Below are 25,501 nucleotides of genomic sequence, written 5' to 3' on the forward strand. Positions count from 1 at the left end.
TCCTTCTCCGCAAGTGCGGAACTCCTAGCATCTTCTTGTGATCTGCGCGCCTGCGGCGAAAAGAACCGATTGCCGCAATTGTCCGGGGTTGCCCCGATATCGCCTTTTATGGTCCTCATCACGCCCCCGCTGTGGCCCTGAACCGTGACCGATGTCACAGCGACCAATCGGCAACCATCTAAAAATCTCGAAATGCCAGTTTCGAATCGTTAACCGCTCGTTCATGCCCCGTATGGAAATGCTGGACCTGAAAAAGAAATCGAGAAGTGCAACTATGCCTGCCCCGACTGCCAAGACTACTGAAACGTCCACTGATACGTCTGACGTCCCGCAACCGTCCTGCCGCCAGACCGCAGCCCACGCGCTCACCATTGTGCGTGATGGCGTGATCACCGGCGAGGGGCCCACCACGAAGGGCCGTATCCATTTTTCCCGCGCGCTCGATGCCGACGACGCCGCCTGGTGCGCGCGCTTCCTGACCGTCAGCGCGGTCGAACATCAGCCGGTGAGCCGCGCCGAAGTCGAGGCGCTGTTTGAAATCAGCGACGCCGCCGCCGAGCGTACCGACGATGGGCGTTTCGACGATCTCCTCGCCAAGGCGGTCGCCCATCATGCCGCGTCCGAGTCCGGCCTGCCGGTGCCGCCGCGCACGGTGGCGCTGTCGCCCGATACCGACATCGAGAGCTGGGCGCCGACGCAGGCCGCCAAGATCGATACCAAGGTGCTGGAATGGCTTGCCAGTCAGATGCGCGGCAAGCGCCGCATCAACCACCGCCTCGCGGCGCTGGTCGCAACCCTGATCGGCGCCGCAGCGCTGCCACTCGCGCAACTGCCGGGCATGCTGGATATGGGAATGCTGTAGGTTCATCTGCGATCACTGATCTGAGGACGGCGGGGTCATTCCCGCCGTTTTTGTTTGAATGGTCCTGCGTTGTCCTCCGCTGTCATACTCCGCGAAAGCGGGGTATCCAGTACGCCGCGGCCTACCACGTCATTGCGAGCGCAGCGAAGCAATCCATAGCGCCGCAAGTGGAGAGGTGGATTGCTTCGCTGCGCTCGCAATGACGTGGATACAGTTTGGCGTTCTCGCAGCGCTGGTCGCCCGAAGTTTGCATCTTCTTTTGCCCTCTTTAAAAACTGAGGGCGCAGGGAAGACCGGGTGCTTGCTGCACCCGCGGTCTCGCGTGCGATTTGCGCAAACAAAAGTGCACACGAGCATACAGGGCAGCGGGAGCATTCCGGCCTTCCCTGCGCAATGGCTTTACGGCTTACTTCGTGCTCTCCCCGGTGAACGGCTTTCTTGCCACCGTCGCTCCACGAGACAAACTCGTGAAACTTAGCGCCAGCACCGCGGCGTCAGGACCACACGACTTCGCCGTACGCTTAAGGCGCGTACGTCTATCGCGCCATTCGCGTCCATCGCATCTCACCGCACGTTCGTGACGATGGCCAACGCCCCTCATCTGCCGCGAGACGGGAGGAGTTATGGGGTTGATTTGGGTGAGAACGAAAGCGGAATATTTTTGCGCAAAGAGCTAGACAGGTTTTTACTGATTTGCCCGTCGTGCCAATTGGTCGTAGGCCACCGCATGAAGTTGCGCTTGCGTCCGAAGCAAATCAGTCCGCAGGACCCAGCGGAATTGTAGCCCGCATGAGCGCAGCGATATGCGGGGATAGCGATCCCGGGTGTCGCTGCGCTCACCCGGGCTACGCGCTTGATGATGGGCACGTCGTTACGCGCCTTGGCCCGCCCTACAAGCTGGGTTGCCTGGAATAAGGTTCCTGGCCTCAGGGGGTTTAATTTGGGCTTCGGCATCCCCATATAGATTTCCATGGCACAATGGAAATCGTCGACTACGCGGCAACCACCGATGACAAAGGATGAGTTGCGCCTCATGCTGGCCGAAGCGGTCCGCAACACGCAGCCGATCGCGGATCACAGGCCGAAACGCTCCGCAGAGGCCGAGGACGATCAGTCCTAACCGGCCGCTTGCCGTTCATTCGAAAAGCTCTACAACCGTATCAAGATCTGGCGGTCGATGCCGATCCTGACAGGTTGGTCAGGCGTTCACAAAGGATAGCGGATGCGGATAGCTGCCAAACCCACCGAACAAGAGATCGTCGAAGGGCCGCAAGCGGTATCCTTCCAGATCGCGAATGGGAACGTGCGGCAGAGCTGCATTCTGCAAACCGAACTGCCGACGAAGGCGTTGGCCCAAAAATATCTTCTCGCAAATTGGTCTGTTATCGAAAAGATGGCACGCGACGCGCTCGCGGCGGGAAACCTTGAAGACGGCCAGATCAAACTGATCATGGCCTGAGCCGTTCATCATGAACGCCAGTTCTGGATTGCAGGAGCAGTTGTGCTGAAAGATCGCGAAAATATCCTGAATGCGCTTCGCGAGAAGCCGCTCAAGGCCTATCAACTCATGCGGCGTGCCAATCTCCCGAATGAGGAAGCCTGCCAATCCCTGCTTCTGAAAATGCGCGACGAAGGCCTGGTGAAATTCGACATCCACAAGGGGCTATGGCTCATCGGATGATCCAATACATGCGGCGGGGTTATCTCTCGCCGTTTTCTGTTCTCCACCTTCCACATCAAGCCCGAGCGTGCGAGTCGAAATCGCGTGGCTCAACTGATCACTGCGAAGTCGACCAAGCTCAACGTTGGCGCGCAGATTCGCCTCAAAGTGACAGCGCAAAAATAAATCTCCGAAGGTGAGCGAGCTCACATCGGGACCTCCAGCGGCAGGCCCATCTTGCCGGCTTGGGGTAACCCAGATGCACGATCGAACCGCCACCGCCAAGCTAACGTTCGGCAAGCCACCGGAGCTGAAAGGCCAGGCCCGCGACTTGCGAATAGATGCCTGCCGAGGCATCGCGCTGTGGTTCATCTTCCTTGACCACGTCCCAAACAACATCGGAAGCTGGCTGACGCTGCGGAACTACGGCTTCAGCGATGCCGCCGAAGTATTCATGTTCGTCTCGGGCGTAACCTGCGCGCTGGCCTACGGCAAGGCATTGCGCTTCGAGGGCTGGACCGGAGTGGTCCGCCGGACGCTGCGGCGAAGCTGGGACATTTATGTCGCATTTCTGCTGCTCACGCTCGGCTGCGTCATCCTGGTTCACCTTGCAGGAGGCGGCCGTCTCGCCGACGAGAGCAATACGCGCATTTTGTTGGACCATCCGGGCGAGAAGCTCGCGCAGGCGGCGGTTCTGCTATACCGTCCGGTGAATACCGACGTGTTGCCGATCTTCGTGCTTCTTCACCTCTCGTTCGCGCCGCTGCTGTGGTTGCTGCTGCGCGTACCGAACGTGACGCTTGGCGCCTCGCTGACGCTTTATGCGCTGGTGCATGTCTTCGGCTGGACCATCCCGGGGCCGAACGGCCACTGGGCCTTCAATCCGCTGGCCTGGCAGCTGCTCGTTGTGCTTGGCGCATGGTGGATGATCGAGGACAGGAGCGTCCGACCGTGGGTGACGTCACGTACGGCGCGCGCACTTGCCGTGCTGTATCTGCTCCTCAGCCTGGTCATCGTATTGAGCCCGCACATCAAGCCGCTGGATGCACTAATCCCGCAGGCGCTATCGCTGCTGATATATCCATTGGACAAATCAAATCTCGACCCCACTGCGACTGCTGCATTTTTTGGCCATAGCGGTTTTGGCGGCATGGTTGGTGCCTCGCGATTGGCGTTGGCTAAAGACGCCAGTGATGCGCGGCGCGATCTGCTGTGGCCAGAACTCGCTCCCAATCTATTGCGTCGGCGTTCTGCTGGCGTTCGCCAGCCGCATGGCGCTGCTCGGCATCTCGGACGGGCTTGCGATGCAGATAGTACTGAGTCTCGGTGGGATTGGGGCGATGATCGCGACCGCAACACTGCTGAGCTTGATCGACATCAAACCCAGGCATCAATCATAATATTTCCTGGCAAGCGTGGGCCCGCATCAGCCAGCGGGTCGCGCGAATGCGCGCCCGGCGACGAGCGCAATTGCGCTCGCGCAGTGATGACAGGCTCCGCGACATGCGGAATGCCGTTGGTGAAGATATCCCGGATGTCCGCTACGCGCAGCCGGGCTACGCGCCGATCGTCGGCGTCTGCCCGGGTCGCGGCTATTTCCCCGCCGTTTTCTGCTTGCCGCCTTCCGCTTCCAGCCCGAGCGTGCGGCCGGGAAAGCCCGCCGCGTCGAAATAGCGTTGCGAGCCGACGCGCTGGAAGTTGAGCACAGTGCGCAGCCCGTTCGCTGACGGTTTTGACGTCACGGTACCGGCATGGGCTGTCGGCGTTGCGCCGTTGGGCATGGCTTCGGTCATGACGCGGCCGATCAGCTTGCCCTTGGCTTTTTGCGTCAGCCCCATGATCTTCGCAGCCGTAGCGCCGACGTCGGCATTGCTGACGGGCAGGGCGTCAACATACCCCGATTTGAAATCAGGCCCGATCGCCGCCGTGAAGTTCAGTGTGTCGCCGCGGCTGAAGCTGCCATGCATGCCCTGGCCCTGGCGCAGCACGGTGTCGGCAATCTGCACCGAGCAATTGGTCGGTTCTTCGCAGCCGGACGACCAGGAGCGGAAATTGACCACGATCGACGGGTGCGGCGTCACCGCCTTGCCCTTGAGGCCGAGCCGCGACATCGGCAGCGTGCCCGGGAAACTCCCGAACTCGTCATCAACGAAGATGCCGCTGACGTAATCCTGTTCGAGCAGGGCCTTGATGGTGCGGTCCGCGAGCTTGCGTTCCTTGCTGGGAATGTAGATCAGGTCAGATCCGCCATTGGTTGCGATTACCAGATCGGGTTTCGTCGGGTCCTTTCCCAGCACACCGTTGCCGGCCTTGGGATGGGCATTGTCGGCCACGGGCGCATTCTTGTTGTTGGGATCGTGCAGCGGCAGGTTCAGCGCCTTCGCAAGGTCGATCGCCAGGAAGCCCATCGGGAGGAAATCCTTCGGCGTGTCGTCGTAGGACATCTTTGCCGAGGGGCTGGTCTTGCTTTCCTTCGAGATCGTCGAGAAGCCATGATCGGAGGAAACGATAACATTGGTCGAGGCGGCGAGGCCGAGTTCGTCCAGCGCCTTGCGCAGTTGCGCGAGGTTGCCGTCGGCATTCTTGATGCCGGCCATCGAGGTCGGCCCGTTGATCCCTGGGGTAATGGTGTTGAGGCTGTCGCCGGTGTTGTGCTGGCTGCCGTCGGGATCGCGCGACCAGAACACCAGCACGAACGGCTTGTTGCGCGCCTTGAACATCGGCAGCACGACCTTGGCCGCGACGTCGGCCATGTAGGCCTGCTGCGCGACATTCGCCGTCGTGGTGCCCGGTGTCTTGGCGTCACCGGCCTTGCTGTTTTCCCCGCGCGGGGTCGTCACCAAAGGGAGCCCGGCCTTGGTCAGCGCGTCCTTCATTTCGTCGGACAGCGGCACGCCATTCTTGCCACCGGTGGAATCGTCGATCACGATGGTATTCTTGCCACCGTCGGTATGGTCGAAAAGATAGGTCGGGCCGAGCTTGCCGATCGCGGCGGTCGAGAAGCCCTGCGCGCGGGCCATCTTCAGAATGGTTTCTTCGTTGAGATAGTCGCCGTTGAAGTGCTCGTCGACGTCGCCGAGTACTGCGTCGTTTTCGATGAAGGGAACGACCGTGTCGCCGGCCGGCACGGAAGTATAGCCGGTGTAGATCGTGTTGCTGAAGGTGCCGGTATCGCCGAGGTAATGGCCGCTGGCCATCGCCGAACCGTTCGCCATGGTGAAGGTCGGGAACAGCGAATGCGAGTTCTTGAAATGGACGCCCTTGTCCCGCACCTCGGCCATCGCAGGCGCGGTTTGCGGCGTCACGATGCGCCCGCGCAAACCATCAGGCACGAACAGGATCAGGTTACGCGGGGTGGCGTTTTGCGCGGACGCTGAGCCTGCGACAAGTGCGATCAAGCTGGCGGACAGCAATACGATGGTGCGGCGCATCAGGTTCTCCCCACAGGCAGCAGTTCCGGCGATCCGCCGTCGCTCCCGTTTAGTTTCGCTCTGCGACAGGATTGTTACATTGTGCGGAACCGGCCTCAAGAGCGGCGACCGGGCACATGCTGCCGCGTTCGGTCAAAGGTTTAGGCCCTATTGGAGGAAACATCGGTGCCCCGGCGCCGTTCTCCTTGCAGGAGGCCAGCCATGAGCAAGTTCCAACAGAAGGCCGAAGCCCAGACCAAACAGATCATCGGGCAAATGCTCGGCGACGAGCTATTGATGGAGGAAGCCAGGGAGCAGCAACGTCAGGCGACCGAGCCGGAATCAACCGCTGGTCGCCAAGACCACGATCGCCACCACGACGATCGTCACGACCAGGGCATCGTCCGCGACGAGCGTGGACAAGAGCAGCCGCGGGACAAGGAGCGCGCCCAGCGGGTGAGCAGGGTGGATCGCGGCGGCGACCCGCCGGGAAAAAAGGGAAAGAAGGAGGGGGCTGCTGCCCCGAAGCGCGCGCCGTCAGCTGTGTGACTGTGGATACGAATTAGCTCCGCAGACAAGAAAAGAGGCGGCCGGTGAGCCGCCTCTCCATTAAGTCCGGCATGCACAGCAGACGCAGCGCGGCTTGACCGCAAAGCGAGGTCACCCATGAAGAGCAAGCATATCGCCGCCGACGCGGAGGCACGCCTTCACGTCATCGTTCTGGATCAGGGTGAGGAGGCGTTTGCAGCGCTTACCCGCTTCGCCAATGAATCGGGGATATCAGCGGCCTCGCTGACGGCGATCGGCGCCTTCGAGCGGGCAACCGTCGGCTGGTTCGACATTGATTCGAAGAGCTACCGCAAGATCGAGGTCAATGAGCAATGCGAGGTTCTCAGTGCGATCGGGGACATAGCCGTCGGCGATGACGGTAAGCCCAGCCTTCATGTCCACATCGTGCTTGGGCTGGCCGACGGCTCGACCCGCGGCGGCCACCTGCTGGCAGGCATGGTGAGGCCGACGCTCGAAGTGGTGTTGACCGAAGTCCCGGCGACGCTTCGACGAAAGAAGCGGGCGGACCTCGGGATTGCGCTGATCGATCTTGCGACGGCGCGCGACTGAAGCGTCGCGTGCAGCTTTAGGAACCATTCCGTTCAATCCCATGTTGTTCGCCTGCCAACAATGGAGGACGACATGGCTGAAAAGGACCTCAACGAACTGTTTCTCGATACGCTCAAGGACATCTACTACGCCGAAAAGCAGATCCTGAAGGCGTTGCCGAAAATGGCGAAGGCCGCCAATTCGGACAAGCTGCGGGCAGCGTTCGAAAAGCACCATGACGAGACCGAGGGACAGGTCGAGCGCCTGGAACAGGTCTTCGAGCTGCTCGGCAAGGCCGCGCGCGGCAAGAAGTGCGATGCCATCGAGGGCATTCTCGATGAAGGCAAGGAGATCATGGAGGAGTATGCCGACACCCCCGCGCTCGACGCCGGTTTGCTGGCGGCGGCTCAAGCGGTCGAGCATTACGAGATTTCGCGCTACGGCACCCTGAAAGCCTGGGCGGCCAAGCTTAACAACCCGCAAGCCGTGAAGCTGATCGACCAGACCCTGGCCGAAGAGAAGAAGACCGACGAAACCCTGACCAAGATCGCGGAAACCGCAGTCAACTACGAGGCCGCGGCGTAAGACCGAAAGCCGGCCGACGGCGCTGTAGCGAGCGCCGCCGGTCCTGCTTGCACGGCGACACCGCAAGCTTCGACTATTCCGGGCGCGACAATCCGAAACCCGTCCAACGCCTGAGCAGCCGCTCGACCGCAGCGCCGATCGCGAGGCCGGCGATCACGTCGCTGGTCCAGTGCGCCAGCAGAACGATCCTCGTCAGGACGAGGCCCGCACCGATCGACCAGGCCAGGTTGCGCTTCGCCGGCGGCAGCTCCGCAGCGGCCGACGCCAGCGCGCCGACATGGATGGCATGGCCGGATGGAAAGGCGTCGAGCGGCTTTCCCGAAAACGGCACACCGTGAAGGTGTGCGCGGACCATCTCACGGTCGGGACGTCTTTGGTCGAAGATCGACTTCAGGAGATGCGGCAGCAGCGTAATGGCGACCGTCGTGAGCAGGACATGGTTGCTGTTGGTGCGTTCCTGCGCGCCGCGATGCCGGCAGTAGAGCCACCAGCCTGCGGCGAGCGCGCAAATGACATGCTCGTCGGCGCCCCAGGTGAGGATCTCCGCGATTTGTTCGATTTCCGGACGGGTGTGGTCCGCAATCCGCTCCGCGATTTCGATGTCCGCCCGGGTTGGCCTTATCCGAAACAGCGCCATCGTCCGCCCTTGTCGCAACCGGAATAAAAGAACCCCGCCAACCCGTCTCAAAGGGATTTCGGCGGGGCTCGAGTTCGACGCTGCGGGGGAAGGAACGCCGATGTGGGAAAACCCGGACCGGGCCTGATCGTTCCTGTCGTCGCTTCGTCCGGGCGTTTCACCGACCCGGCATTGCGAGGAAGCGCCCCGGCAGAACGCTCACCTGGGTAGTAGTTTTACGAGGTCAAACAAATATTTGCGCGGCCGAGGGAACCGTAAGCAAACGTTTAGCCGCTGCTCGTAAGATACTGGCATCAAGTTTTGCATTAACCTCTGGTTAGTCATGCGCCTTCTGCCGATGAAAGAGCCGGACAGGTCCTGGCGGTCGATCAAGGGCCAATGGAAGAAGGACGCTGAAAGCGTCGGCGAGGACTTTTCGACCTTTTCGACGGGAAGCTTTACGGCCTATGACAGCCTGACCAAGGACGGCGACCACCCCAGCCTGTACTGCCTTTCCGACGGCGAGCGGATTCATGCGGCCTGCCAGGTCAGCCGCCTGATGATGAGCAAGTTTCCGAACCCCATCCTGCGTGCGCGCTTCATCCTGGTGTCGCCGATCTACGAACTGGGGATCGCGGACGCCGGCCAATACGCCCAGATGATGGTGGCGCTGTTCTCCGGCATCGTATGGCTGTCGAGAGACACGATGGCCGCCAGCCACATCCGCTTCTTTCTGAAGAGCCCCGGGGATTCGCAGTTCTTCGCGCCGCTGCTGGCCGCGACCGAGCTGTCGCCGTTCTCGGAGTTTACCATCGGCGGGGCGCTGATCGAATGCAGCCTCAAGGAAGCTGAACTAGCGGAATCCGCCTGATTCCGCCGCCGCTTTAACCTCGCGATAACTCACTTTGCTAACGCCCTTTTGGGTTGTGTTCCCCTACAACAAGCGCCTGTGGGGGCAGCGGAAGTGCTGAATAATTCATCGCAAGAAATCATCGCGGAGAGCCAGCCGCTGTTCGCTGCGGGCATGCCGTGGCGGATCAGGCTGGGAGCCATCCAGTGGCTGATCCTGAGTGCGGCGGCGCTCGTGATCGCGATCATGCTCGGCACCGGCTATTTCGCCATGCAATACCGCGAGCGGGCGCTGGATGTCGCCGAACGCGAACTCAGCAACAGCGCGCTCCTGCTGTCGCGGCATTTCGACCAGCAATTGCTGGACCTCCAGCACGTCCAGGAAGATGTCGTGACCAGTATGCGGGCGGACGGGGTCCACACCGCCGACGACTTCGAAAGCAAGATGTCGACGTTGAGCGCGCACGAAATGCTGCGCGCGAAGCTTTCGGTGTTGCCGCATGTCGGCGCCCTGAATCTCTGGAGCGCCAAGGGCCGGCTGATCAATTCGTCCGAGATGTGGCCGGTGGCCGACAAGACCATCACCGACCGGCGCTACTTCCAGGAGTTCATGTCAGGCAAGCCTGCGCCCGACGTGATCGTCGAGCCGGTCGTGAGCCGGGTGACCAAGGTCTGGACCACGGTCTTTGCGCGAAAGATCACCGGCCGCCAGGGCGAGATCATCGGCTTTGCCGTCCGCGGCGTTGAACCTTCCCACTTCGAGGATTTCGTCGCATCGCTGGCGCTGGACAGCGACACCGCGATTTCGATGATTCACCGCGACGGCACCATCATCGCCCGCTATCCCAAGGACTATTCGCTGATCGGCAACAACGTCGCCAATACGGAAGCGTTTCAGCGCGTGCTGGCGCTCGACGGCAATGTTTCGGGACGCTTCACCAGCGCGAGATCGTCGGAAGACAAGGTCGGCGCCGTCAAGTCGCTGATGCACTTTCCGATCCTCATCGTCGCGACCACCAGGACCGAGACCGCACTCGCCGACTGGCGGGCGCAGACCAGGCTGCAATTCTTTGCGGCCGCGCTGGCGATCGTCGTCGTCATCGGCATGGTCTTCCTGATCGTGCGCCAGTTGCGCAGCCAGCATGCCGCAGCCCAGCGCAAGCTTTCGGAGAAGAGCCAGCATCTCGACACCGCCATCAACAACATGACGCAGGGCTTGCTGTTGTTCGATTCGTCAGGGCGCCTCGTGATCTGCAACCAGCAATATATCGAGATGTTCGGGCTCTCGCCCGACGTGGTCAAACCCGGCCTCCATCTGCGCGACCTGATCCTGTACCGTCAGGAGCTCGGCTCGTTTGTCGGCGACGCCGACGCTTATTGCGCCCGGTTTCTCGATCCCAGCGGCAGCCTGGTTCAGGATACCGTGACCTCGACGCCGGACGGGCGCACGATCCGGCTGATCTACAAGCGGTCGCCGGACGGCGGCTGGGCCACGACACTGGAAGACGTCACCGAAGGGCGGCGCGACCAGGCCAGGATCGAGCATCTCGCCCATTACGACGCGCTGACCAATCTGCCGAACCGCACGCTGTTCCAGCACCATGCGGAAGGGTTGCTGCTGGAAACCGAGGGGCGCCAGTTCGCGATCCTCTATATCGACATCGACGAGTTCAAGCGCATCAACGACACGCTGGGCCATCTGATCGGCGACGAGTTCCTGAAGGGCGTGGCGGAGCGGTTGCGCCAGTCGGTCGGCCCGGAAGATTTTATCGCCCGCCTCGGCGGCGATGAATTCGCCATTCTTCAGGACGGCATCGCGAGTGGCGAGGACGTTCATGCGCTGGTCGCGCGGATCTATCAGGCGCTGCGCACCCCGTTCGACTGCCATGGCCACCAGCTTTCCAGCGACGCCAGCATCGGCATCGCGATCGCGCCGCGCGACGGCACGGACCTGTTCGATCTCTTGAAGAACGCCGATCTCGCCATGTATGCGGCGAAGGCGGCCGGCCGCAGAACCTATCGCTTCTTCGATCCAGCGATGGAGCAGCAGGCCAATCATCGCCGCGAGCTGGAGGCGGATTTGCGCGTGGCGCTGGCGTTAGGCGCATTCGAACTGCACTATCAGCCGCAGGTCGATCTGCGCAGCGACCGCGTCACCGGCTGCGAAGCGCTGTTGCGCTGGCGGCATCCGGTGCGCGGCATGGTCTCTCCGGCCGACTTCGTGCCGGTCGCCGAGGAAACCGGCCTGATCGAGGAGATCGGGCAGTGGGTGTTGCGCACCGCCTGCGCCGAAGCCGCGAGCTGGCCGGCCGATGTCCGCATCGCCGTCAACGTCTCGCCGATTCAATTCCGGTCGGAAGCGCTGTCGCTGAAAGTCGCGGCTGTTCTCTCCGACACCGGCCTCGACCCGCGCCGGCTGGAGCTGGAGATCACGGAAGCCGTTCTGATCGCGGACGATGATGCTGCGCTCGCGACGCTGAACCAGCTCCGCGCGCTCGGGGTTCACATCGCGCTCGACGATTTCGGAACCGGCTATTCCTCGCTGCAATATCTGCAGCGTTTTCCGTTCGACAAGATCAAGGTCGACCGCTCCTTCGTCAAGGAAGTGACGCGCAATTCCTCGTCGGCCTCGATCATCCGCGCGGTGGTGAGCATCGCCGCCGACCGCAACATGGTCACGACCGCGGAAGGCGTCGAGACCCTGCAGCAGCGCGAGACCGTGCAGAATCTCGGATGCACCCAGATGCAGGGTTTTCTGTTCAGCGCGGCACGCCCGGCGCAGGAAATCCGCGCGCTGCTGGCATCGGGGGAGGCCGGCGTCGAGGCCGCGGCGTAAGGCTGGACACCAGATTGCTTCAGCCCGGCTGCGGCCGCGCCTCGGAGATCGCCTTCCTGAGACTCCGCGACAGCAATTCCACCGAATAGGGTTTCTGGATCAGCTCGAAGCCGCGGTGGGCATTCTCCGCGAGCACGTTGCTGTATCCGCTGGTCAGGACTACGGGCAGGCCCGGATAGCGCTCGCGCACGATGCCGGCGAGTTCGACGCCGTTCATCCCGGGCATGATGACGTCGGAAAACACCAGGTCAGCGGAAAATTCGTCCTCGGCCAGGATTGCAAGCGCAGCATCCGCGCTGGCGACGCGGCGGACGGTGTATCCGAGATCTTCCAGCAACTCGGTGGAGAACTGTCCGACGTCGTCATTGTCCTCGACCACGAGCACGCGGTAGCCGCGGCCGCGTGCGGCGGGCTCGGTGCCGGTCGCGGCCGCCTCGACGGCATCGGCCGGGACAGCCGCCTGCGGCAGGTAGATCGTAAACGTCGCGCCCTGGCCGGGCTCGCTCACGACCGCGATGTCGCCCTCGGATTGCTTGGCAAAGCCGAACGCCTGGCTGAGGCCGAGGCCGGTGCCCTTGCCGACTTCCTTGGTGGTGAAGAACGGCTCGAAGATCGTCTCGAGCAACTCGGGTGCGATGCCGATGCCGGTATCGGTCACGGTGATGGCGACGAAGTCGCCGCTGCGGCCGGACTGGGCGCGGAGCGGCGGAATGGCTTCCACTTTCCGGACGCGGATGTTCAGATGGCCCTCGCTGTCCATGGCGTCGCGGCTATTGACGGCAAGATTCATCAGCGCGGTTTCGAACTGCGCGATGTCGGCGATCGCAAAACAATTGATGTCTGATATGTCGACATCGATCCTGATCCGGGCGCCGACCAGCGGGCGGATCAGTCGCGCCACCGCCTCGACCTGGGTGCCGACATTGAACACTTGCGGCTTCAGCGGCTGCCTGCGGGCGAACGCCAGCAACTGTCCGGTCAGCTTGGAGGCCCGCTCCACCGTCTCGGCGATCGCGTCGATATAGCGCCGGCGCCGCTCTTCCGGCAGTTCGCGGCGGCGCAGGAAGTCGGTAGCGGAGCGGATGATGGTCAGGAGATTGTTGAAATCGTGCGCGACGCCGCCGGTCAGTTGCCCGACCGCTTCCATCTTCTGCGACTGGCGCAGCGCTTCCTCGCCCTGGCGGCGCTCGGTGATGTCGACGGCATCGGGCACCGCGCCGATGATCGCGCCGTGCTGATCGCGTAGGGGGCGCATTACAAAGTCGAAATAGCGCTCGCCGACCGGCAGGCATAGTCGCATTTCGATCTGGGCTTCTTCGCCCCGCATCACGGCCATGAAGGCGTCCCGGACGGCGTCGCGCATGCCTTCGGTTCCGGAAAACCACGGCGTTTCCCAGAACGGCTTGCCGATCACGTCGCCGGCGTCACAGCGGATTCCGGCAAGCGCGGTCTTGTTGGCGTACAGGAGATCGCCGTGCTGGTTCAGCAGTCCCTGATACTGGTGGCTGGTCTCCAGGATCGCGCGCATCTGGGCTTCGCTGGATTCGAGCTGCGCCGTGCGTTCGGTGATCCGCAATTCGAGGATTTCGTTCAGCCGGCGCAAATCGTGCTCGGCCTGCTTGGCCGACGTGATGTCGTGGGCGACGCCGATGAAGCCGATATGGTTGCCGGTCGGGTCCCAGCGCGGCTGGGATTCCGAGCGCAGCCAGCGCCATTCGCCGTCGGCGCGCTGGTAGCGGGCTTCCAGCACGAATGGCTTGAGCGAGGCCTCGCCCGCGATCGATTCCTGCACGACGCGCTGTTGGTCATCCGGATGCAGCCGCTTGCGCCAGTCGAACACGATGGCTTCCTCGAACGGCAGCCCGAGGAAATCGAGATAGGCCTGGTTGGCGAAGGAACGCGTGCGGTCGAGCTTGGTGACCCAGACCGGCACCGGCGCGCTGTCGGCGATCAGGCGGAAGCGCTCCTCGCTTTCGCGCAAGGTTCCCTGCGCCAGCATTTGGGCGGTGACGTCGAGATCGGCGCCGACCAGGCGCAGCGCACGGCCGTCGCCGTCGCGGTCGATCTTGGCGACGACGCGGATCCAGCGGGTCGTGCCGTCGTTTGGCCGCACGATGCGGTATTCGGCCGAATAGTCCTCGCTCTCGCTCTTCAGGATGCCGAACAAATGCTGGACCGTTCGCTCGCGATCGTCGGGATGGATTCGGCTGACCCATTCTTCGTAGGTTTCGTTGGCCGCCTCGGGCGGCAAGCCATGAACCAGCAGATATTCGGGGGAGCGGCGATTCTTGACGCCGTCGCGGAAATCGATTTCGAGACCGCCGACGCCGGCGATGCGCTGGATCCGCACCAGCTCGGCCTCGCGCTCCTGCAGCACGCGATGAGCACGGTCGCGTTCGCTGGCGATCTCCTGCAGATGTTGCTGCAGGCGTTCGGCGGCGGCTTCGGGCAGGAAATTTGAACTGTCGGAAGGGGTCATGCGTGCCGGCAACCTTTGCGGGCACTTTCACACAGGAGGCGGCGCGTTTGCCAGCCTCATTTGCTCTTGGTGGTTGATCGGCAGTTATAGGCCCTGCGGAACCCGGCGGCCTGTGCGTCTTCCTCGGAACAAAACCAGCGATCCGGGCTGGTCAGGCCTGGATAGGAGCGGCACGCCTGCAGATGATAGATGCCGAGGTTCCCGGTGACGCGCGCGCGGACGGCGTATTTGCCCTTGATGTTGCAGCTCGCCGGCATCACGAGATCCTCGGGGAACAAGGCCTCGCGGATTTCGCGGTCGCGGTCGGCGCGGCACGCGGCGCCGAGCAGGGCGCCGTCCTTCTTGCCGGCACGGAACTCGCGCGGCGCGGCGAAGCAGCCCTTCCACAGCCCCTGGCGGTCGTCTTTGGCGCGGGCCTCGTCCGCCTGGAAGCGCCCGCTGGCGGAGGCTTCGACATTCAGGGCAAAGCCGTTGCGAACCAGCAACTGGCTGAGACTGGCTGGATCGCCCTCGATCTTGCAGACGCCGATATGCCGTTTCTTGTAGGCGGGATCGGGGCCGAGATCGTCGCAGCGGATCTGCTTGCCACCGAGCAGTTTTGTCAGTTGATCGCGCGCCTCGATACCGCAGGTCCAGACGTCGGCGTGCTCGTCGATACAGAGCTGGTCGACGGGTGGGACATCGATGCCGTCGAGCCGGTAGGTGAGGTTGCCAAGCTGAAGCGTGCTGCCATCCCGGACGATGGCGGTGGCGGCCGAACTCTGGCTGGCCGGAAGTCCGATCGAAAGCAACGCCGCAACCAGAAAAATTCGTGACCGCATCTGTTTCATTTCAAATCAATTCCACACCTGCCGTCGCCTTCTAGCATAAGGTGAGGTGATTGAACCAAGGCGCTGGCGCTAATCGCGCATCGAAGCAGGTTGGGGAAAACCGTCAGCGCCGTTGCGGCCACAAGCCGAATGACCCATTGACTTGACGAGAACAAAATAGGAACATAGCCAGCGTCGCTCAGCACGGAATATTGCCATGTCATCCTCTTCGCAGCCGAAATTCGAAGAGGACGACGAGCTGGAAACCGCGGTGGATCAAGCGATTTCAGCCTGCGGCGGCGACCTGAAGGCCACGATCCGCGCGCTGATTGTCGCCAATGAATATCTGGAAACCGAGGTCGGCGAGCTGATGAAGGCGGTATCCCGCGCCTACGCGCGGGGCCGGTTCAACGCCTATTCCGGGTGAATTGCAGCGGGCTGGCACGGCGAAGCCGATACGAGACCGTTGCCTCCATCGATTTTTGCTGTACGACGGGTTTGTTACCCGCGTCCCCGCATGTCACATTGCGGGTGAGGATCCCGCCCAAAGCTCAAGCAAGAAGAACATGTTCAAGAGAATTTTGATCGCAAATCGCGGCGAGATCGCCTGCCGGGTCATCAAGACTGCGCGCCGGATGGGGATCGAGACGGTGGCCGTGTATTCCGAGGCCGACCGCGATGCGCTCCATGTCGAAATGGCCGATGATGCCGTGCTGATCGGCCCGCCGGCCGCGGCCGAGAGTTATCTGCTGATCGATAAAATCGTCGAGGCCTGCCGCAAGACCGGCGCAGAGGCCGTGCATCCCGGCTACGGCTTCCTGTCAGAGCGCGAGGCGTTCCCGCGCGAGCTTGCCAAGGCGGGTATCGTCTTCATCGGTCCTAATCCCGGCGCCATCGCCGCCATGGGCGACAAGATCGAATCCAAGAAGGCCGCCGCCAAGGCCAAGGTGTCGACCGTGCCGGGACATCTCGGCGTCATCGAAGACGAAAAGCACGCGGTAAAGATCGCCGACGAGATCGGCTATCCCGTGATGATCAAGGCCTCCGCCGGCGGCGGCGGCAAGGGCATGCGGATCGCGCATTCGAAGGCCGAGGTCGCCGAAGGTTTCAACCTCGCCAAGGCCGAAGCCAAATCCTCGTTCGGCGACGACCGCGTCTTCATCGAGAAATTCATTGTCGATCCCCGCCATATCGAAATCCAGGTGCTCGGTGACAAGCATGGCAACGTGATTTATCTCGGCGAGCGCGAATGTTCGATCCAGCGCCGCAACCAGAAAGTCATCGAGGAGGCGCCGTCGCCGCTGCTCGACGAGACCACGCGCCGCAAGATGGGCGAACAGGCGGTGTCGCTGGCAAAAGCCGTGAACTACGATTCCGCCGGCACGGTCGAATTCGTCGCCGGCCAGGACAAGAGCTTCTACTTCCTGGAGATGAACACCCGCCTGCAGGTCGAGCATCCCGTTACCGAATTGATCACCGGCATCGACCTCGTCGAGCAGATGATCCGCGTCGCCGCCGGCGAGAAGCTTGCGATCGCGCAGAAGGACGTCACGCTGACCGGCTGGGCGGTGGAATCCCGCGTCTATGCCGAGGATCCGTTCCGCAATTTTCTTCCCTCCATTGGCCGGCTGGTGAAATACCGCCCGCCCGCCGAAGCGAGCCATGGCGGCATCACCATCCGCAACGACACCGGCGTGCAGGAAGGCGGCGAAATCTCGATCCATTACGATCCGATGATTGCAAAACTCGTGACGCATGCGCCGTCGCGGGCGGCGGCGATCGAGGCGCAGTCGACCGCGCTGGACGCGTTTTACGTCGACGGCATCCGTCACAACATTCCGTTCCTGTCGGCGCTGATGAACCACCCGCGCTGGCGCGAGGGCAAGCTTTCCACCGGCTTTATCGCCGAGGAATTCCCGAAAGGTTTTTCCGCGCGTCCGCCGGAAGGCGAGGTCGCGCGGCGGCTGGCGGCTGTCGGAGCCGCGATCGATCATGTGCTGGGCGAGCGCAAGCGGCAGATTTCCGGACAGATGAACGGCCGGCTGGTGCAACGCGAACGCCGCCGCGCGGTGTGGCTCGATCGCGACGAAATCGCGCTCGATGTGGCGCGCGAGGCCGAGGGCATCACGGTGCGCTTCATCGGCGCCGACGGTCGGCCCGGCAATCCGCACAATCTGGTCTCGACCTGGACGCCGGGCGAACCGGTCTGGCAGGGCACCATCGACGGCCACTTCGTGGCGATGCAGGTGCGCGCGATCCCGAACGGCATCCGCCTGGCGCATCAGGGCTTTGACGTTGCGGTCAACGTCTTCACCGAAAGCGAGGCCTCTGCCGCCCGGCTGATGCCGGTGACATCGGCCGCCGACACCGGGAAGAAGCTGCTGTGTCCAATGCCTGGCCTCGTGGTGTCGATTGCCGTGAGCGAAGGGCAGGAGGTCAAGTCCGGCGAGACCTTGGCCGTCGTCGAGGCGATGAAGATGCAGAACGTGCTGCGCGCCGAGCGCGACGGCACGGTGAAGAAGATCCACGCCGCCGCCGGCGCCACGCTGGCGGTGGATGCGCTGATTCTGGAATTTGCGTAGAGCCGTCATTCCGGGGCGATGCGAAGCATCGAACCCGGAATCTCGAGATTCCGGGTCTGGTGCTACGCACCATCCCGGAATGACGGAAAGAGTGGAGTATTGGGAATGGCATTCCGTCAGCGCCGCGAGAGACTGCGTTCCATTCTCAACGGTCGCTCCTGCATCCGGCCCGGGTCGGTCTATGACGCGACCTCGATCCGTATTGCCGAAGACCTCGGCTTCGAACTCGGCATGTTCGGTGGCTCGGTGGCGTCGCTGGTCGTGCTCGGCGATCCCGATATCGCGCTGATCACGTTGACGGAACTGGCCGAACAGATGCGCCGGATGTCGCGCGCGTCCGCCTTGCCGGTGCTGGTCGATGCCGACCATGGCTATGGCAACGCGCTCAATGTCCGACGCACGGTGCAGGAACTCGAAGCCGCCGGCGCCGCCGGCCTGACGATCGAGGATACGCTGTTGCCACAGGCGTTCGGACAGGCCGGAACGCAACTGATCTCGCTGGAGGAGGGCGTCGGCAAGATGAAGGCGGCGCTCGACGGGCGCGGCGATCCCGCGCTGGTCGTCATGGCGCGCACCGGCGCCGTATCCGTCACCGGTCTCGACGACGCCATTGCGCGCGCGAAGGCGTACGAGGCCACCGGTGTCGATGCGCTGTTCTTCACCGGCATCAAGAACCGGGGCGAACTCGAAGCCATTTCCGCCGCAACCCGGCTGCCGATCGTGCTCGGTGGCGCGCCCGAGGAGATGACCGCGCTCGATTATCTCGCAAGCCAGCGCGTGCGGATCGCGCTGCAGGGACACGCGCCGTTCGCTGCCGCCACCCAGGCCGTCTATGAAACGCTGAAGGCCTTGCGCGAGGGAGGCTCGCCGAAGAACCTGAAAGGTCTTGCGTCATCCGAATTGACCGGCAGGACGATGCGCGAGGCGGACGTGAAAGCGCGCAGCGGCGCACTCCTCGGATTGAAGAAGCCATGACCGACACGATCCGCCATGTCACGATCAGCGGGCGGGTGCAGGGCGTCGGCTATCGCTACTTTGTCGAACACGAGGCGCGGTCGCGTGATCTCGAAGGCTGGGTGCGCAATCGCCGCGACGGCAGCGTCGAGGCGGTGTTTGCCGGCCCCGCGGGAGCCGTTGCAACCATGATCACGGCCTGCCGCCGAGGGCCGTCATCGGCGCGGGTCGACGCGCTACGGGACGAAGCCGCCAATCCCGACATGCTTAAGCTGCGGGAGGCAGGCGAGCGGTTCTCGGTGCTGCCGACGATCTGACGCCCTGGCAAGGCTGATACGCACCCACGAGGTGACTGAATGAAGCCGCGACACCCTGGACGCGACTGGAGGCGAATCCATCATTCCCCGATCTTCTGGATCGGGGTCGTGATGTGTCTGGCCGCGATCACGATCTATGTGCTGTCCGATGACCTCTCGTGGCGGCCCGGCGCACGCTAGAAGAAACCCGGGCTCAGATCGACACCGTACGTCATCATCATCACGGAAACCAACAGGCCGGCCGCGCCGAGAAGCATGATCTGTTTGAGAATCTCGATCTCGTTGACGGTGGTAATGGCGCGCGAAAACGCCCGTGCGATAGCAGTCATCCGTGACCTCCATGCGTCGGCGCCCGTGCAATTGATAGCGCGGAAGGCTTTGCATGAATGTGAGCTGGCTTACCAGTCGGCCAAATGATCGCCGGAATTTCTTGACGCGAAACCGGATCGACCCCGGATCAGTCCGGGGTGGCTTTCGCTGGAAAACGCTCTTGCTGAACCGCCGGATCGAATGGCTCTCGACAAACGCATACGTCACGACAAGCAAGCCTATAAGGATCGCAACGTCATCGAGCGCTGCTACTGCAGGCTCAAGGACTTCAGGCGCATCGCAACGCGCTAAACTCGCTCGGAACTACTTCTCAGCCCTGTGCCTCGTTGCCGCCGCGGCATTCTGGCTTTAGTCGTGCGCGGTTTCCGCTTTTGGGATAACATGGCGAGCGTGTCGGCACCCGGATGACGACGGGAAACCATGAAGGGGAGGGGAATGAGCTCCCAGCGAGTGTCGGGAACCGCCGTGCAACGAACCATTGCCGTCCTGGGCTCGGCGGTTTTCTTCGTGGTCGCCCCATGTACGCTGGCGGGGCTCGTTCCATGGTCGATCACGGGTTGGCAACTCCGGCCGCCGTTCCTTGGTCTGGGGCTGACGCGCGGCATCGGCGCGATAATGATTCTCGCAGGCGTACCTGGGCTCGTTGACGCATTTGCGCGTTTCGCGCTGCAGGGTCTCGGCACCCCCGCGCCCATCGCGCCGACCCGGAATCTCGTGGTGACCGGTCTCTACCGTTATGTGCGTAATCCAATATACGTCGCGGTCGTTGCCATCATCCTGGGTCAAGCGGTGCTGATGGGCGATTGGCGCCTCATCGTCTACGGCGCGCTGCTCTGGCTCGCCTTCCACGTCTTCGTCGTGGCGTACGAAGAACCCACGCTCGAGCGGACGTTTGGGAGAGAGTACGAGGCGTTCCGCGCCGCCGTCCCGCGCTGGATACCGCGGACGACCCCATGGCGGTCGAAATGATCGGTGGCCCGCGGTTGCGCGAGCCGCTGCTCGCGACCGGTCTCGGACGCTTCACCGGCGCCGCGAGCAGGCACGCTAACGGCCCTCGGAAAAGAACATCTCCCCATTGGCGGAGCGGTTGGGTTTCAGGCGCATCGCAACGCGCTACGACAAACTCGCTCGGAACTACTTCTCAGCCCCTAGGACGTCCGTTCACCCGGCGCGAACTCGCCGTCGTGCTGAATCGAGGCACTCTCGACGTATCGCAGGTCGAGGGAGGAATACACGATGCTGCGATTGCGGCCGAGACGCTTGGCTTCGTAGAGCGCGGTGTCGGCTTCCCCCACCAGCGCGGCCTCGTCGAGCGTCGAGCGGTTTCTGGCGGCGATGCCCACGCTGATGGTGATGTATCCGCGGCTGGAGGCCGTGTTCGGAATGCCCAGCGCCCGAACCGTCAGCCGAATGGTCTCGGCGAGTTTCAGGGCGGCGTTTTCCGAAGTATTCGGCAACACGACGGCGAATTCCTCGCCGCCATAGCGCGAGGCCAGGCCTGACGTATTGGCGGCCGCATCGCCGATGGCTTTCGCAACCGCCTGCAGGCAACGGTCGCCGGCCTGGTGTCCGTAGGTGTCGTTGTAGCCCTTGAAATTGTCGATATCGAGCAGCAGCACCGAAATCTCGTCGCAGGCTTCGTATTCGCGGCGCAGGAAGCCGTCGAAGGTGCGCCGGTTGGTCAGCCCGGTCAGTCCGTCGGTCGCCGCGAGCTGGGTGAGGCGGCGGTTGAGTTGGGTCAAGCTCGTCCTCCATCCGCTTGCGCTCGGTCACATCGCGGATGACGCAGAGAAACTCCGTCCGAGCGGGGTCGCTCGGTTCCGACGCCAGCTTGAACTTGCTTTCCACCCATGCGAGCGTCCCGTCGCCGCGATAGTGTCGAAACACGACGGTGCTGACGCCGTCGACTCCATCGAGCCGCGTGGTCGCCGATTTGACGCTCTCCCTGTCGTCGGGATGCACCAGGTCAAAGCATGATTTGCCGACAATATCCGTTGGGCGCAATCCCAGCACCGGTTCGGCCGACCGCGAAACATAGCGCAACAGGCCGCGGGCATCGATCAGGATGATGATGTCGGCGATGTTGTCTGCGAGCAGGCGATAATGAGCCTCGCTCTGGCGCAATGCACGCACAGTCCTTGTGCGGGAGCGGAGTTGCAGGGAGAGTAGCGCGGCCAGCAGAACGATCATGCACAGCAGCACGCCGGCAACGATGGCGTCGGTCCGTAGCGTTCTCCGCCAATCCGCCAGCAGCCAGTCTTCCGACATCGCCAGAGTGACGACCGTCGGATAATGCGGTGTTTCCTCATAGCCGAAGTATTTCGCGATACCGTCGAAGGGGGAGATGATCCTGTAGTACCCGACGGAACTGAGCTTCAGGTACCGCGAAAACAGGTCGGTCCCGGCAAGATTCGTGCTCCTGTCCGAGAACGGCCAGCGGATCAGGACGGCGCCGTCGTCCCGTAACAGGCTGATGCTGCCGTCGGGACCGAGCTGGAAGGTCTTATAGAAGCGATTGAAGTAGTCGCTGTCGATCGCGGCGGTGAGGACGCCGGCGAAGCTGCCGTCCTGCTTGTCGATGCGTTTCGACAGGATGATCGTGGACCGTCCGGTCAAGCGCGATTGCAGGGGCTCGTTGATGCGCAGTGCGCTTCCTGGTTTGTCACGATGATAGATGAAGTAGCTTCGGTCGGAGTTGTCGTGCCTCGGTGTTTCCGGCAACGACGAATATCGCCATTTGCCGTCGACATCGAGCACGCCGATCTCGCGAAGCTGAGGTAGCGAACTCACCGTCTCCGCCAGGTATGGGTTGAACCGCTCCGGCAACGGATCCCGATACTTCAGCAAATCGACCATTCCGGCCATCGCGATGTCGGCCGATCGGATCGTATGCGACGCGTGCTCGGCCAACGAGTGCGTGAGGTTCTGAATGTCGGTCTGGCCGCCCGCGAGCGCGGTCGCCTTGGCCTCGAGCGATTTCCAGATCACGACGCCCAGAACACAGGCGGTCATCGCCAACGCAAAGGCGATCACCGCCGCTGCGGGAGATATCCGGCGCAGCAGCCCGCCGGGACCTGGGGGATTTCGATCGGGCATCTTTCGCCTTGATGGCCGTGCCAGACCCCGTTGGCCGGCAACGAGCCTAAACCTTAAGAGGCGATCGGTACCGAAGCGGTTAACAAATCGATCGGGAAGTGAAACGGAGCAGCTTAGATCCGTACGGGTTCCATGCGGGAACCGGCTACGGATGAATGCAGGTGGCGGCCCTGGCGCGGGCGTTGGGCTATTCGAACAATGGGAAAAAGCGGCAGCCTCGGCCCTTGACATTCACTCTGTCTCGTCAGATATTTCTGTTATGACAGAAACAACCGATAAAAAGAAACTCCCGGCCGTCGTCGAGCGGTTCGTCCTGCACTGGGGCGACATGGGGGACGAGTGGGGTGTCAACCGCTCCGTCAGCCAGATCCACGGTCTGCTTTATCTCGCCGAGGCGCCGATGACCGCGGAAGACATTGCCGAGACGCTCGGCATGGCACGGTCCAACGTCTCCAACTCCATCAAGGAATTGCTGGCCTGGAATTTGATCCGCCGGGTGCCGATCCTCGGCGACCGCCGCGATCATTTCGAGGCGGAGACCGATATCTGGGAAGTGGCGGCGCGGATCGCCGCCCGCCGCAAGGAGCGCGAGATCGATCCCGCGGTCGATGCGTTGCGCGCCTGCGTCTCGGATGCGGCTGACGATCCGACCATCAGCCCGGTCGCAGCCAAGCGGCTGAAGGAAATGCTGGCTTTCACCGAACTGGTCGACCGCTGGTACACGCAGATGCTGAACGTGCCGCGGCCGAGGCTGGTCGCGCTGATCAAGCTTGGCGAGAAGATCGTCAGCTTCCTGCCAACGGGGAAATCCAGATAGGGACGGAGAGAGCGAGGAGCGTGTGATGGCGTCCACCAGAGTACCAAGGTTTCCCGCAACGCCTGCCTCGAACACCATCCTGCTCGACGACCACCGCTTTCACGATCTGTTGCCGGACGAGGAATGGGGCCGGCTGCCGCTGGCGATCTGGCGGCGTTTTTCCAAGCGCTTCGCCGATGGCGAGACCGTCGTCTATGTCGGCACGGTGGAGGAGGCGAGTTTCAGCCGCGCCGGCTGGTGGCTGGCGCAGCTTGCGCGCCTGATCGGCGGGCCGCTGCCGACAGGCGCCGAGAGCGGCGTCCCGATGGTCGTGACGGTGACCGAGGATGCGGCGAGCGGCGGCCAGATCTGGACCCGCATCTGCGCGCGCAGCAACGGCTTTCCGCAGGTCATTCACTCGGCGAAGCGTTTCGCCGGGCCGACCGGACTCGAAGAATATGTCGGCTACGGCATCAGCATGGCGCTGCTTATATCGGTCGAGCACGAAGCGCTGGTGTTTCGCAGCGTCGGCTATTCCCTGCAGATCGGGCCATTGAGGCTGCCGCTGCCGCCACGGCTCACGCCCGGCGATCTCACCGTAACCCATTCCGATCTCGGCGGCGGCACGTTCCGCTTCACGCTGGAGATCGTTCATCCGCGCTTCGGCAAGCTCATTCGCCAATCCGCATTGTTCCAGGAGGCCGCATCATGACGTCGCTGCTTTGGATCCTGATCGCCATTCAGGTCGTGATGGGCGTGTTCGACACGTTCTATCATCATGAGTTGACCGAGCGGCTCGCATGGCGTCCCTCGCAGCGCTACGAGCTGCAGCTCCACAGCCTGCGCAACATGCTCTATGCGCTGTTGTTCCTGGTGCTGGGCTGGCTGGAAGTGCACGGCATTCTTGCGATGCTGATCATCGCGGTGCTGGCGGCAGAAATCGTTATCACGCTGATGGATTTCGTCGAGGAGGACATGAGCCGGAAATTGCCAGCCAGCGAACGCATCAATCACACGCTGCTTGCGATCAATTACGGCGCCATTCTGGTGCTGCTGCTGCCGGTGCTGATCGGCTGGGCAGGGCAGCCGACCGGCGTCAAATCGGCTTACACGGGGTGGCTCAGCCTGATCGCGGCGGCGGCAGCCGTGGGCGCCGCGCTGTGCGGCTTGCGCGATTTCGTGGCGTCAAAGCGTCTTTCGCGCATGACCAGCGCGCCGGCGGCGAGCCTGGTCGAAAAACTGCCCGTACGGCAGACCGTGCTGGTCACCGGCGCCACCGGCTTCATCGGCAGCCGTCTGGTGGCAGGTCTGAGCGGCGCCGGCCATCAGGTCATCGCGCTGGTGCGCAACCCGGCGAAGGCCGAGATGCTGCCGCCGCCGCTCACGTTGATCACGAGTCTCGATCAGCTTCCGGCGGATGCGAGGATCGATGTGATCGTCAATCTTGCGGGCGAGCCGATCGGCAACGGGCTGTGGACCGAAGCCAAGCGCCGCAAAATCCTCGACTCCCGGATCAACATGACCGGCGACATCGTCAAGCTGATCGCGCGGCTGGAACGCAAGCCGGCCGTGCTGGTGAGCGGTTCGGCCATTGGCTGGTATGGGCTCTGGCAGGATCAGGTACTGACGGAGTCGGCAAAATCACACGCCTGCTTCAGCCATGAACTCTGCGACGCCTGGGAGAACGCGGCGCGTCCGGCGGAAGCGCATGGCGTGCGCGTGGTCTGCCTGCGGATTGGCCTCGTGATCGGCACCGATGGCGGCTTCATCACGCGGATGCTGACGCCGTTCGAGTTCGGCCTTGGCGGGCCGCTGGGCTCGGGCCGGCAGTGGATGTCGTGGATCGAGCGCGATGATCTGATCCGCCTGATCGCGCATGTGATCGCAAAGCCCGAACTGGCAGGGCCGATCAACGCCACCGCGCCGATCCCCGTCACGAATACAAAGTTCACCGAGGAATTGGGCCGCCGGCTGCACCGGCCAGCGATTTTCCGCATTCCCGGCGGGCTGCTGCGCCGTGTCGGCGGCGACTTCGCCAATGAATTGCTGCTGGGTGGCCAGCGCGTATTGCCGAACAAGGCGCTCAGCAACGGTTTTGTGTTCCGGCACGAAACGCTGCGCAGCGCATTCGAGGCGATCCTGTGAGGAGGGCAAGGGCGTCGGCCGGGAGCCGGCCTAGAGCATTATCGGTTCTGATTGAATCAGAACCGAAGCTCTAGATT

The 25,501-nt window shown here is 62.9% G+C and carries 24 protein-coding genes and 2 pseudogenes; 17 read left to right on the forward strand and 9 right to left on the reverse strand.

Annotation, left to right across the window (positions count from 1 at the left end; all coding sequences use genetic code 11):
- Positions 1-274: 274 nt before the first annotated feature.
- Positions 275-862, forward strand: coding sequence for a hypothetical protein (locus tag V1283_RS08975; protein WP_334386069.1), 588 nt, complete (start codon positions 275-277; stop codon positions 860-862).
- Positions 863-2,060: 1,198 nt separating this feature from the next.
- Here the strand turns inward: V1283_RS08975 and V1283_RS08980 are convergent.
- Positions 2,061-2,519 carry a hypothetical protein gene (locus tag V1283_RS08980; protein ID WP_334386070.1) on the reverse strand — a complete coding sequence of 153 codons (459 nt, stop codon included), beginning with the start codon at positions 2,517-2,519 and terminating at the stop codon, positions 2,061-2,063.
- A 6-nt stretch (positions 2,520-2,525) separates the two neighbouring features.
- The gene (locus V1283_RS08985) at positions 2,526-2,732 is read right to left on the reverse strand and encodes a hypothetical protein (protein WP_334386071.1); all 207 of its coding nucleotides are present in this window, start codon (positions 2,730-2,732) and stop codon (positions 2,526-2,528) included.
- A 49-nt stretch (positions 2,733-2,781) separates the two neighbouring features.
- On the opposite strand from V1283_RS08985, the gene V1283_RS44605 reads away from it, so the two are divergent.
- Positions 2,782-4,224, forward strand: a complete 1,443-nt coding sequence (locus V1283_RS44605; protein WP_442895716.1) for an OpgC domain-containing protein — start codon at positions 2,782-2,784, stop codon at positions 4,222-4,224.
- Here V1283_RS44605 and V1283_RS09000 read toward each other — a convergent pair.
- Positions 4,115-5,953: an alkaline phosphatase family protein gene (locus V1283_RS09000; RefSeq protein WP_334386072.1), complete on the reverse strand. Its 1,839-nt coding sequence runs from the start codon at positions 5,951-5,953 to the stop codon at positions 4,115-4,117. The two genes, V1283_RS44605 and V1283_RS09000, sit on opposite strands and share 110 nt — an antisense overlap.
- Positions 5,954-6,154: 201 nt before the next feature.
- On the opposite strand from V1283_RS09000, the gene V1283_RS09005 reads away from it, so the two are divergent.
- From V1283_RS09005 to V1283_RS09015, 3 genes are all read left to right on the forward strand, one after another.
- Positions 6,155-6,481, forward strand: a complete 327-nt coding sequence (locus V1283_RS09005) for a hypothetical protein (protein ID WP_334386073.1) — start codon at positions 6,155-6,157, stop codon at positions 6,479-6,481.
- Between the two features lie 117 nt (positions 6,482-6,598).
- Positions 6,599-7,051 (forward strand): PPC domain-containing DNA-binding protein, encoded by a 453-nt coding sequence (locus V1283_RS09010; RefSeq protein WP_334386074.1) that lies wholly within the window; start codon positions 6,599-6,601, stop codon positions 7,049-7,051.
- A gap of 72 nt (positions 7,052-7,123) precedes the next feature.
- Positions 7,124-7,615 carry a YciE/YciF ferroxidase family protein gene (locus tag V1283_RS09015; protein ID WP_334386075.1) on the forward strand — a complete coding sequence of 164 codons (492 nt, stop codon included), beginning with the start codon at positions 7,124-7,126 and terminating at the stop codon, positions 7,613-7,615.
- 73 nt (positions 7,616-7,688) lie between these two features.
- Here V1283_RS09015 and V1283_RS09020 read toward each other — a convergent pair whose 3' ends face one another.
- Positions 7,689-8,252, reverse strand: coding sequence for a phosphatase PAP2 family protein (locus V1283_RS09020; RefSeq protein ID WP_334386076.1), 564 nt, complete (start codon positions 8,250-8,252; stop codon positions 7,689-7,691).
- A 322-nt stretch (positions 8,253-8,574) separates the two neighbouring features.
- Between V1283_RS09020 and V1283_RS09025 the strand changes: the two genes are divergently transcribed.
- Positions 8,575-9,102: a hypothetical protein gene (locus V1283_RS09025; protein ID WP_334386077.1), complete on the forward strand. Its 528-nt coding sequence runs from the start codon at positions 8,575-8,577 to the stop codon at positions 9,100-9,102.
- A gap of 93 nt (positions 9,103-9,195) precedes the next feature.
- Positions 9,196-11,916, forward strand: coding sequence for a bifunctional diguanylate cyclase/phosphodiesterase (locus V1283_RS09030; RefSeq protein WP_334386078.1), 2,721 nt, complete (start codon positions 9,196-9,198; stop codon positions 11,914-11,916).
- A 19-nt stretch (positions 11,917-11,935) separates the two neighbouring features.
- Here the strand turns inward: V1283_RS09030 and V1283_RS09035 are convergent, their stop codons facing one another.
- Both V1283_RS09035 and V1283_RS09040 read right to left on the reverse strand, forming a co-directional pair.
- The gene (locus tag V1283_RS09035; protein WP_442895717.1) at positions 11,936-14,395 is read right to left on the reverse strand and encodes a PAS domain S-box protein; all 2,460 of its coding nucleotides are present in this window, start codon (positions 14,393-14,395) and stop codon (positions 11,936-11,938) included.
- 56 nt (positions 14,396-14,451) lie between these two features.
- On the reverse strand, positions 14,452-15,216 hold the full coding sequence (locus V1283_RS09040; protein WP_334386080.1) for a thermonuclease family protein: 765 nt from the start codon (positions 15,214-15,216) through the stop codon (positions 14,452-14,454).
- A gap of 205 nt (positions 15,217-15,421) precedes the next feature.
- Between V1283_RS09040 and V1283_RS09045 the strand changes: the two genes are divergently transcribed.
- The 5 genes from V1283_RS09045 to V1283_RS09065 all read left to right on the forward strand — a co-directional run bounded on the left by V1283_RS09045 (position 15,422) and on the right by V1283_RS09065 (position 19,237).
- Entirely contained in the window at positions 15,422-15,631 is a 210-nt protein-coding gene (locus V1283_RS09045) for a hypothetical protein (protein ID WP_334386081.1), read from the forward strand.
- A 139-nt stretch (positions 15,632-15,770) separates the two neighbouring features.
- Positions 15,771-17,786 carry an acetyl/propionyl/methylcrotonyl-CoA carboxylase subunit alpha gene (locus V1283_RS09050; RefSeq protein ID WP_334386082.1) on the forward strand — a complete coding sequence of 672 codons (2,016 nt, stop codon included), beginning with the start codon at positions 15,771-15,773 and terminating at the stop codon, positions 17,784-17,786.
- A gap of 105 nt (positions 17,787-17,891) precedes the next feature.
- Positions 17,892-18,761 (forward strand): isocitrate lyase/PEP mutase family protein, encoded by an 870-nt coding sequence (locus V1283_RS09055; protein ID WP_334386083.1) that lies wholly within the window; start codon positions 17,892-17,894, stop codon positions 18,759-18,761.
- Entirely contained in the window at positions 18,758-19,057 is a 300-nt protein-coding gene (locus tag V1283_RS09060; protein ID WP_334386084.1) for an acylphosphatase, read from the forward strand. The genes V1283_RS09055 and V1283_RS09060 overlap by 4 nt, the downstream gene beginning before the upstream one ends.
- A gap of 39 nt (positions 19,058-19,096) precedes the next feature.
- Positions 19,097-19,237, forward strand: coding sequence for a hypothetical protein (locus V1283_RS09065; RefSeq protein ID WP_334386085.1), 141 nt, complete (start codon positions 19,097-19,099; stop codon positions 19,235-19,237).
- Here V1283_RS09065 and V1283_RS09070 read toward each other — a convergent pair.
- Positions 19,234-19,386 (reverse strand): hypothetical protein, encoded by a 153-nt coding sequence (locus tag V1283_RS09070; protein ID WP_334386086.1) that lies wholly within the window; start codon positions 19,384-19,386, stop codon positions 19,234-19,236. The two genes, V1283_RS09065 and V1283_RS09070, sit on opposite strands and share 4 nt — an antisense overlap.
- A 202-nt stretch (positions 19,387-19,588) precedes the next feature.
- Here V1283_RS09070 and V1283_RS09075 point away from each other — a divergent pair.
- A pseudogene (locus V1283_RS09075) lies at positions 19,589-19,739 on the forward strand (IS5/IS1182 family transposase); the annotation flags it as partial.
- A gap of 83 nt (positions 19,740-19,822) precedes the next feature.
- The gene (locus V1283_RS09080) at positions 19,823-20,356 is read left to right on the forward strand and encodes a methyltransferase family protein (protein WP_334386087.1); all 534 of its coding nucleotides are present in this window, start codon (positions 19,823-19,825) and stop codon (positions 20,354-20,356) included.
- Positions 20,357-20,535: 179 nt separating this feature from the next.
- Here the strand turns inward: V1283_RS09080 and V1283_RS44610 are convergent, their stop codons facing one another.
- Together V1283_RS44610 and V1283_RS09085 are read right to left on the reverse strand one after the other, a co-directional pair.
- Positions 20,536-21,129 (reverse strand): diguanylate cyclase, encoded by a 594-nt coding sequence (locus V1283_RS44610; protein WP_442895718.1) that lies wholly within the window; start codon positions 21,127-21,129, stop codon positions 20,536-20,538.
- A gap of 58 nt (positions 21,130-21,187) precedes the next feature.
- Positions 21,188-22,714, reverse strand: a pseudogene (locus V1283_RS09085) (PAS domain S-box protein); the annotation flags it as partial.
- 28 nt (positions 22,715-22,742) lie between these two features.
- Between V1283_RS09085 and V1283_RS09090 the strand changes: the two are divergent.
- Genes V1283_RS09090 through V1283_RS09100 form a run of 3 tightly spaced genes read left to right on the forward strand, consistent with a single transcriptional unit; the run spans position 22,743 to position 25,424 of the window.
- Positions 22,743-23,300: a GbsR/MarR family transcriptional regulator gene (locus V1283_RS09090; protein ID WP_334386089.1), complete on the forward strand. Its 558-nt coding sequence runs from the start codon at positions 22,743-22,745 to the stop codon at positions 23,298-23,300.
- 25 nt (positions 23,301-23,325) lie between these two features.
- Positions 23,326-23,991, forward strand: coding sequence for a DUF4166 domain-containing protein (locus V1283_RS09095; RefSeq protein WP_334386090.1), 666 nt, complete (start codon positions 23,326-23,328; stop codon positions 23,989-23,991).
- A complete protein-coding gene (locus tag V1283_RS09100; protein WP_334386091.1) occupies positions 23,988-25,424 on the forward strand; it encodes a TIGR01777 family oxidoreductase in 1,437 nt (478 codons plus the stop codon). Before V1283_RS09095 ends, V1283_RS09100 begins: the two co-directional genes overlap by 4 nt.
- The last annotated feature ends 77 nt before the right edge of the window (positions 25,425-25,501 follow it).

The organism is Bradyrhizobium sp. AZCC 2262, from assembly GCF_036924535.1.
Classification (GTDB): domain Bacteria; phylum Pseudomonadota; class Alphaproteobacteria; order Rhizobiales; family Xanthobacteraceae; genus Bradyrhizobium.

Bases quoted from the DNA above. Each gene is read 5' to 3' on its own strand.
- V1283_RS09005 (WP_334386073.1), top strand. From the start codon at position 6,155: ATGAGCAAGTTCCAACAGAAGGCCGAAGCCCAGACCAAACAGATCATC.
- V1283_RS09015 (WP_334386075.1), top strand. From the start codon at position 7,124: ATGGCTGAAAAGGACCTCAACGAACTGTTTCTCGATACGCTCAAGGAC.
- V1283_RS09095 (WP_334386090.1), top strand. From the start codon at position 23,326: ATGGCGTCCACCAGAGTACCAAGGTTTCCCGCAACGCCTGCCTCGAAC.
- V1283_RS09045 (WP_334386081.1), top strand. From the start codon at position 15,422: ATGTCATCCTCTTCGCAGCCGAAATTCGAAGAGGACGACGAGCTGGAA.
- V1283_RS09090 (WP_334386089.1), top strand. From the start codon at position 22,743: ATGACAGAAACAACCGATAAAAAGAAACTCCCGGCCGTCGTCGAGCGG.
- V1283_RS09000 (WP_334386072.1), bottom strand. From the start codon at position 5,953: ATGCGCCGCACCATCGTATTGCTGTCCGCCAGCTTGATCGCACTTGTC.
- V1283_RS09035 (WP_442895717.1), bottom strand. From the start codon at position 14,395: ATGACCCCTTCCGACAGTTCAAATTTCCTGCCCGAAGCCGCCGCCGAA.
- V1283_RS44605 (WP_442895716.1), top strand. From the start codon at position 2,782: ATGCACGATCGAACCGCCACCGCCAAGCTAACGTTCGGCAAGCCACCG.
- V1283_RS09025 (WP_334386077.1), top strand. From the start codon at position 8,575: ATGCGCCTTCTGCCGATGAAAGAGCCGGACAGGTCCTGGCGGTCGATC.
- V1283_RS09050 (WP_334386082.1), top strand. From the start codon at position 15,771: ATGTTCAAGAGAATTTTGATCGCAAATCGCGGCGAGATCGCCTGCCGG.
- V1283_RS09055 (WP_334386083.1), top strand. From the start codon at position 17,892: ATGGCATTCCGTCAGCGCCGCGAGAGACTGCGTTCCATTCTCAACGGT.
- V1283_RS09065 (WP_334386085.1), top strand. From the start codon at position 19,097: ATGAAGCCGCGACACCCTGGACGCGACTGGAGGCGAATCCATCATTCC.
- V1283_RS09040 (WP_334386080.1), bottom strand. From the start codon at position 15,216: ATGCGGTCACGAATTTTTCTGGTTGCGGCGTTGCTTTCGATCGGACTT.
- V1283_RS09070 (WP_334386086.1), bottom strand. From the start codon at position 19,386: ATGACTGCTATCGCACGGGCGTTTTCGCGCGCCATTACCACCGTCAAC.
- V1283_RS08975 (WP_334386069.1), top strand. From the start codon at position 275: ATGCCTGCCCCGACTGCCAAGACTACTGAAACGTCCACTGATACGTCT.
- V1283_RS09060 (WP_334386084.1), top strand. From the start codon at position 18,758: ATGACCGACACGATCCGCCATGTCACGATCAGCGGGCGGGTGCAGGGC.
- V1283_RS09100 (WP_334386091.1), top strand. From the start codon at position 23,988: ATGACGTCGCTGCTTTGGATCCTGATCGCCATTCAGGTCGTGATGGGC.
- V1283_RS09010 (WP_334386074.1), top strand. From the start codon at position 6,599: ATGAAGAGCAAGCATATCGCCGCCGACGCGGAGGCACGCCTTCACGTC.
- V1283_RS09080 (WP_334386087.1), top strand. From the start codon at position 19,823: ATGAGCTCCCAGCGAGTGTCGGGAACCGCCGTGCAACGAACCATTGCC.
- V1283_RS09020 (WP_334386076.1), bottom strand. From the start codon at position 8,252: ATGGCGCTGTTTCGGATAAGGCCAACCCGGGCGGACATCGAAATCGCG.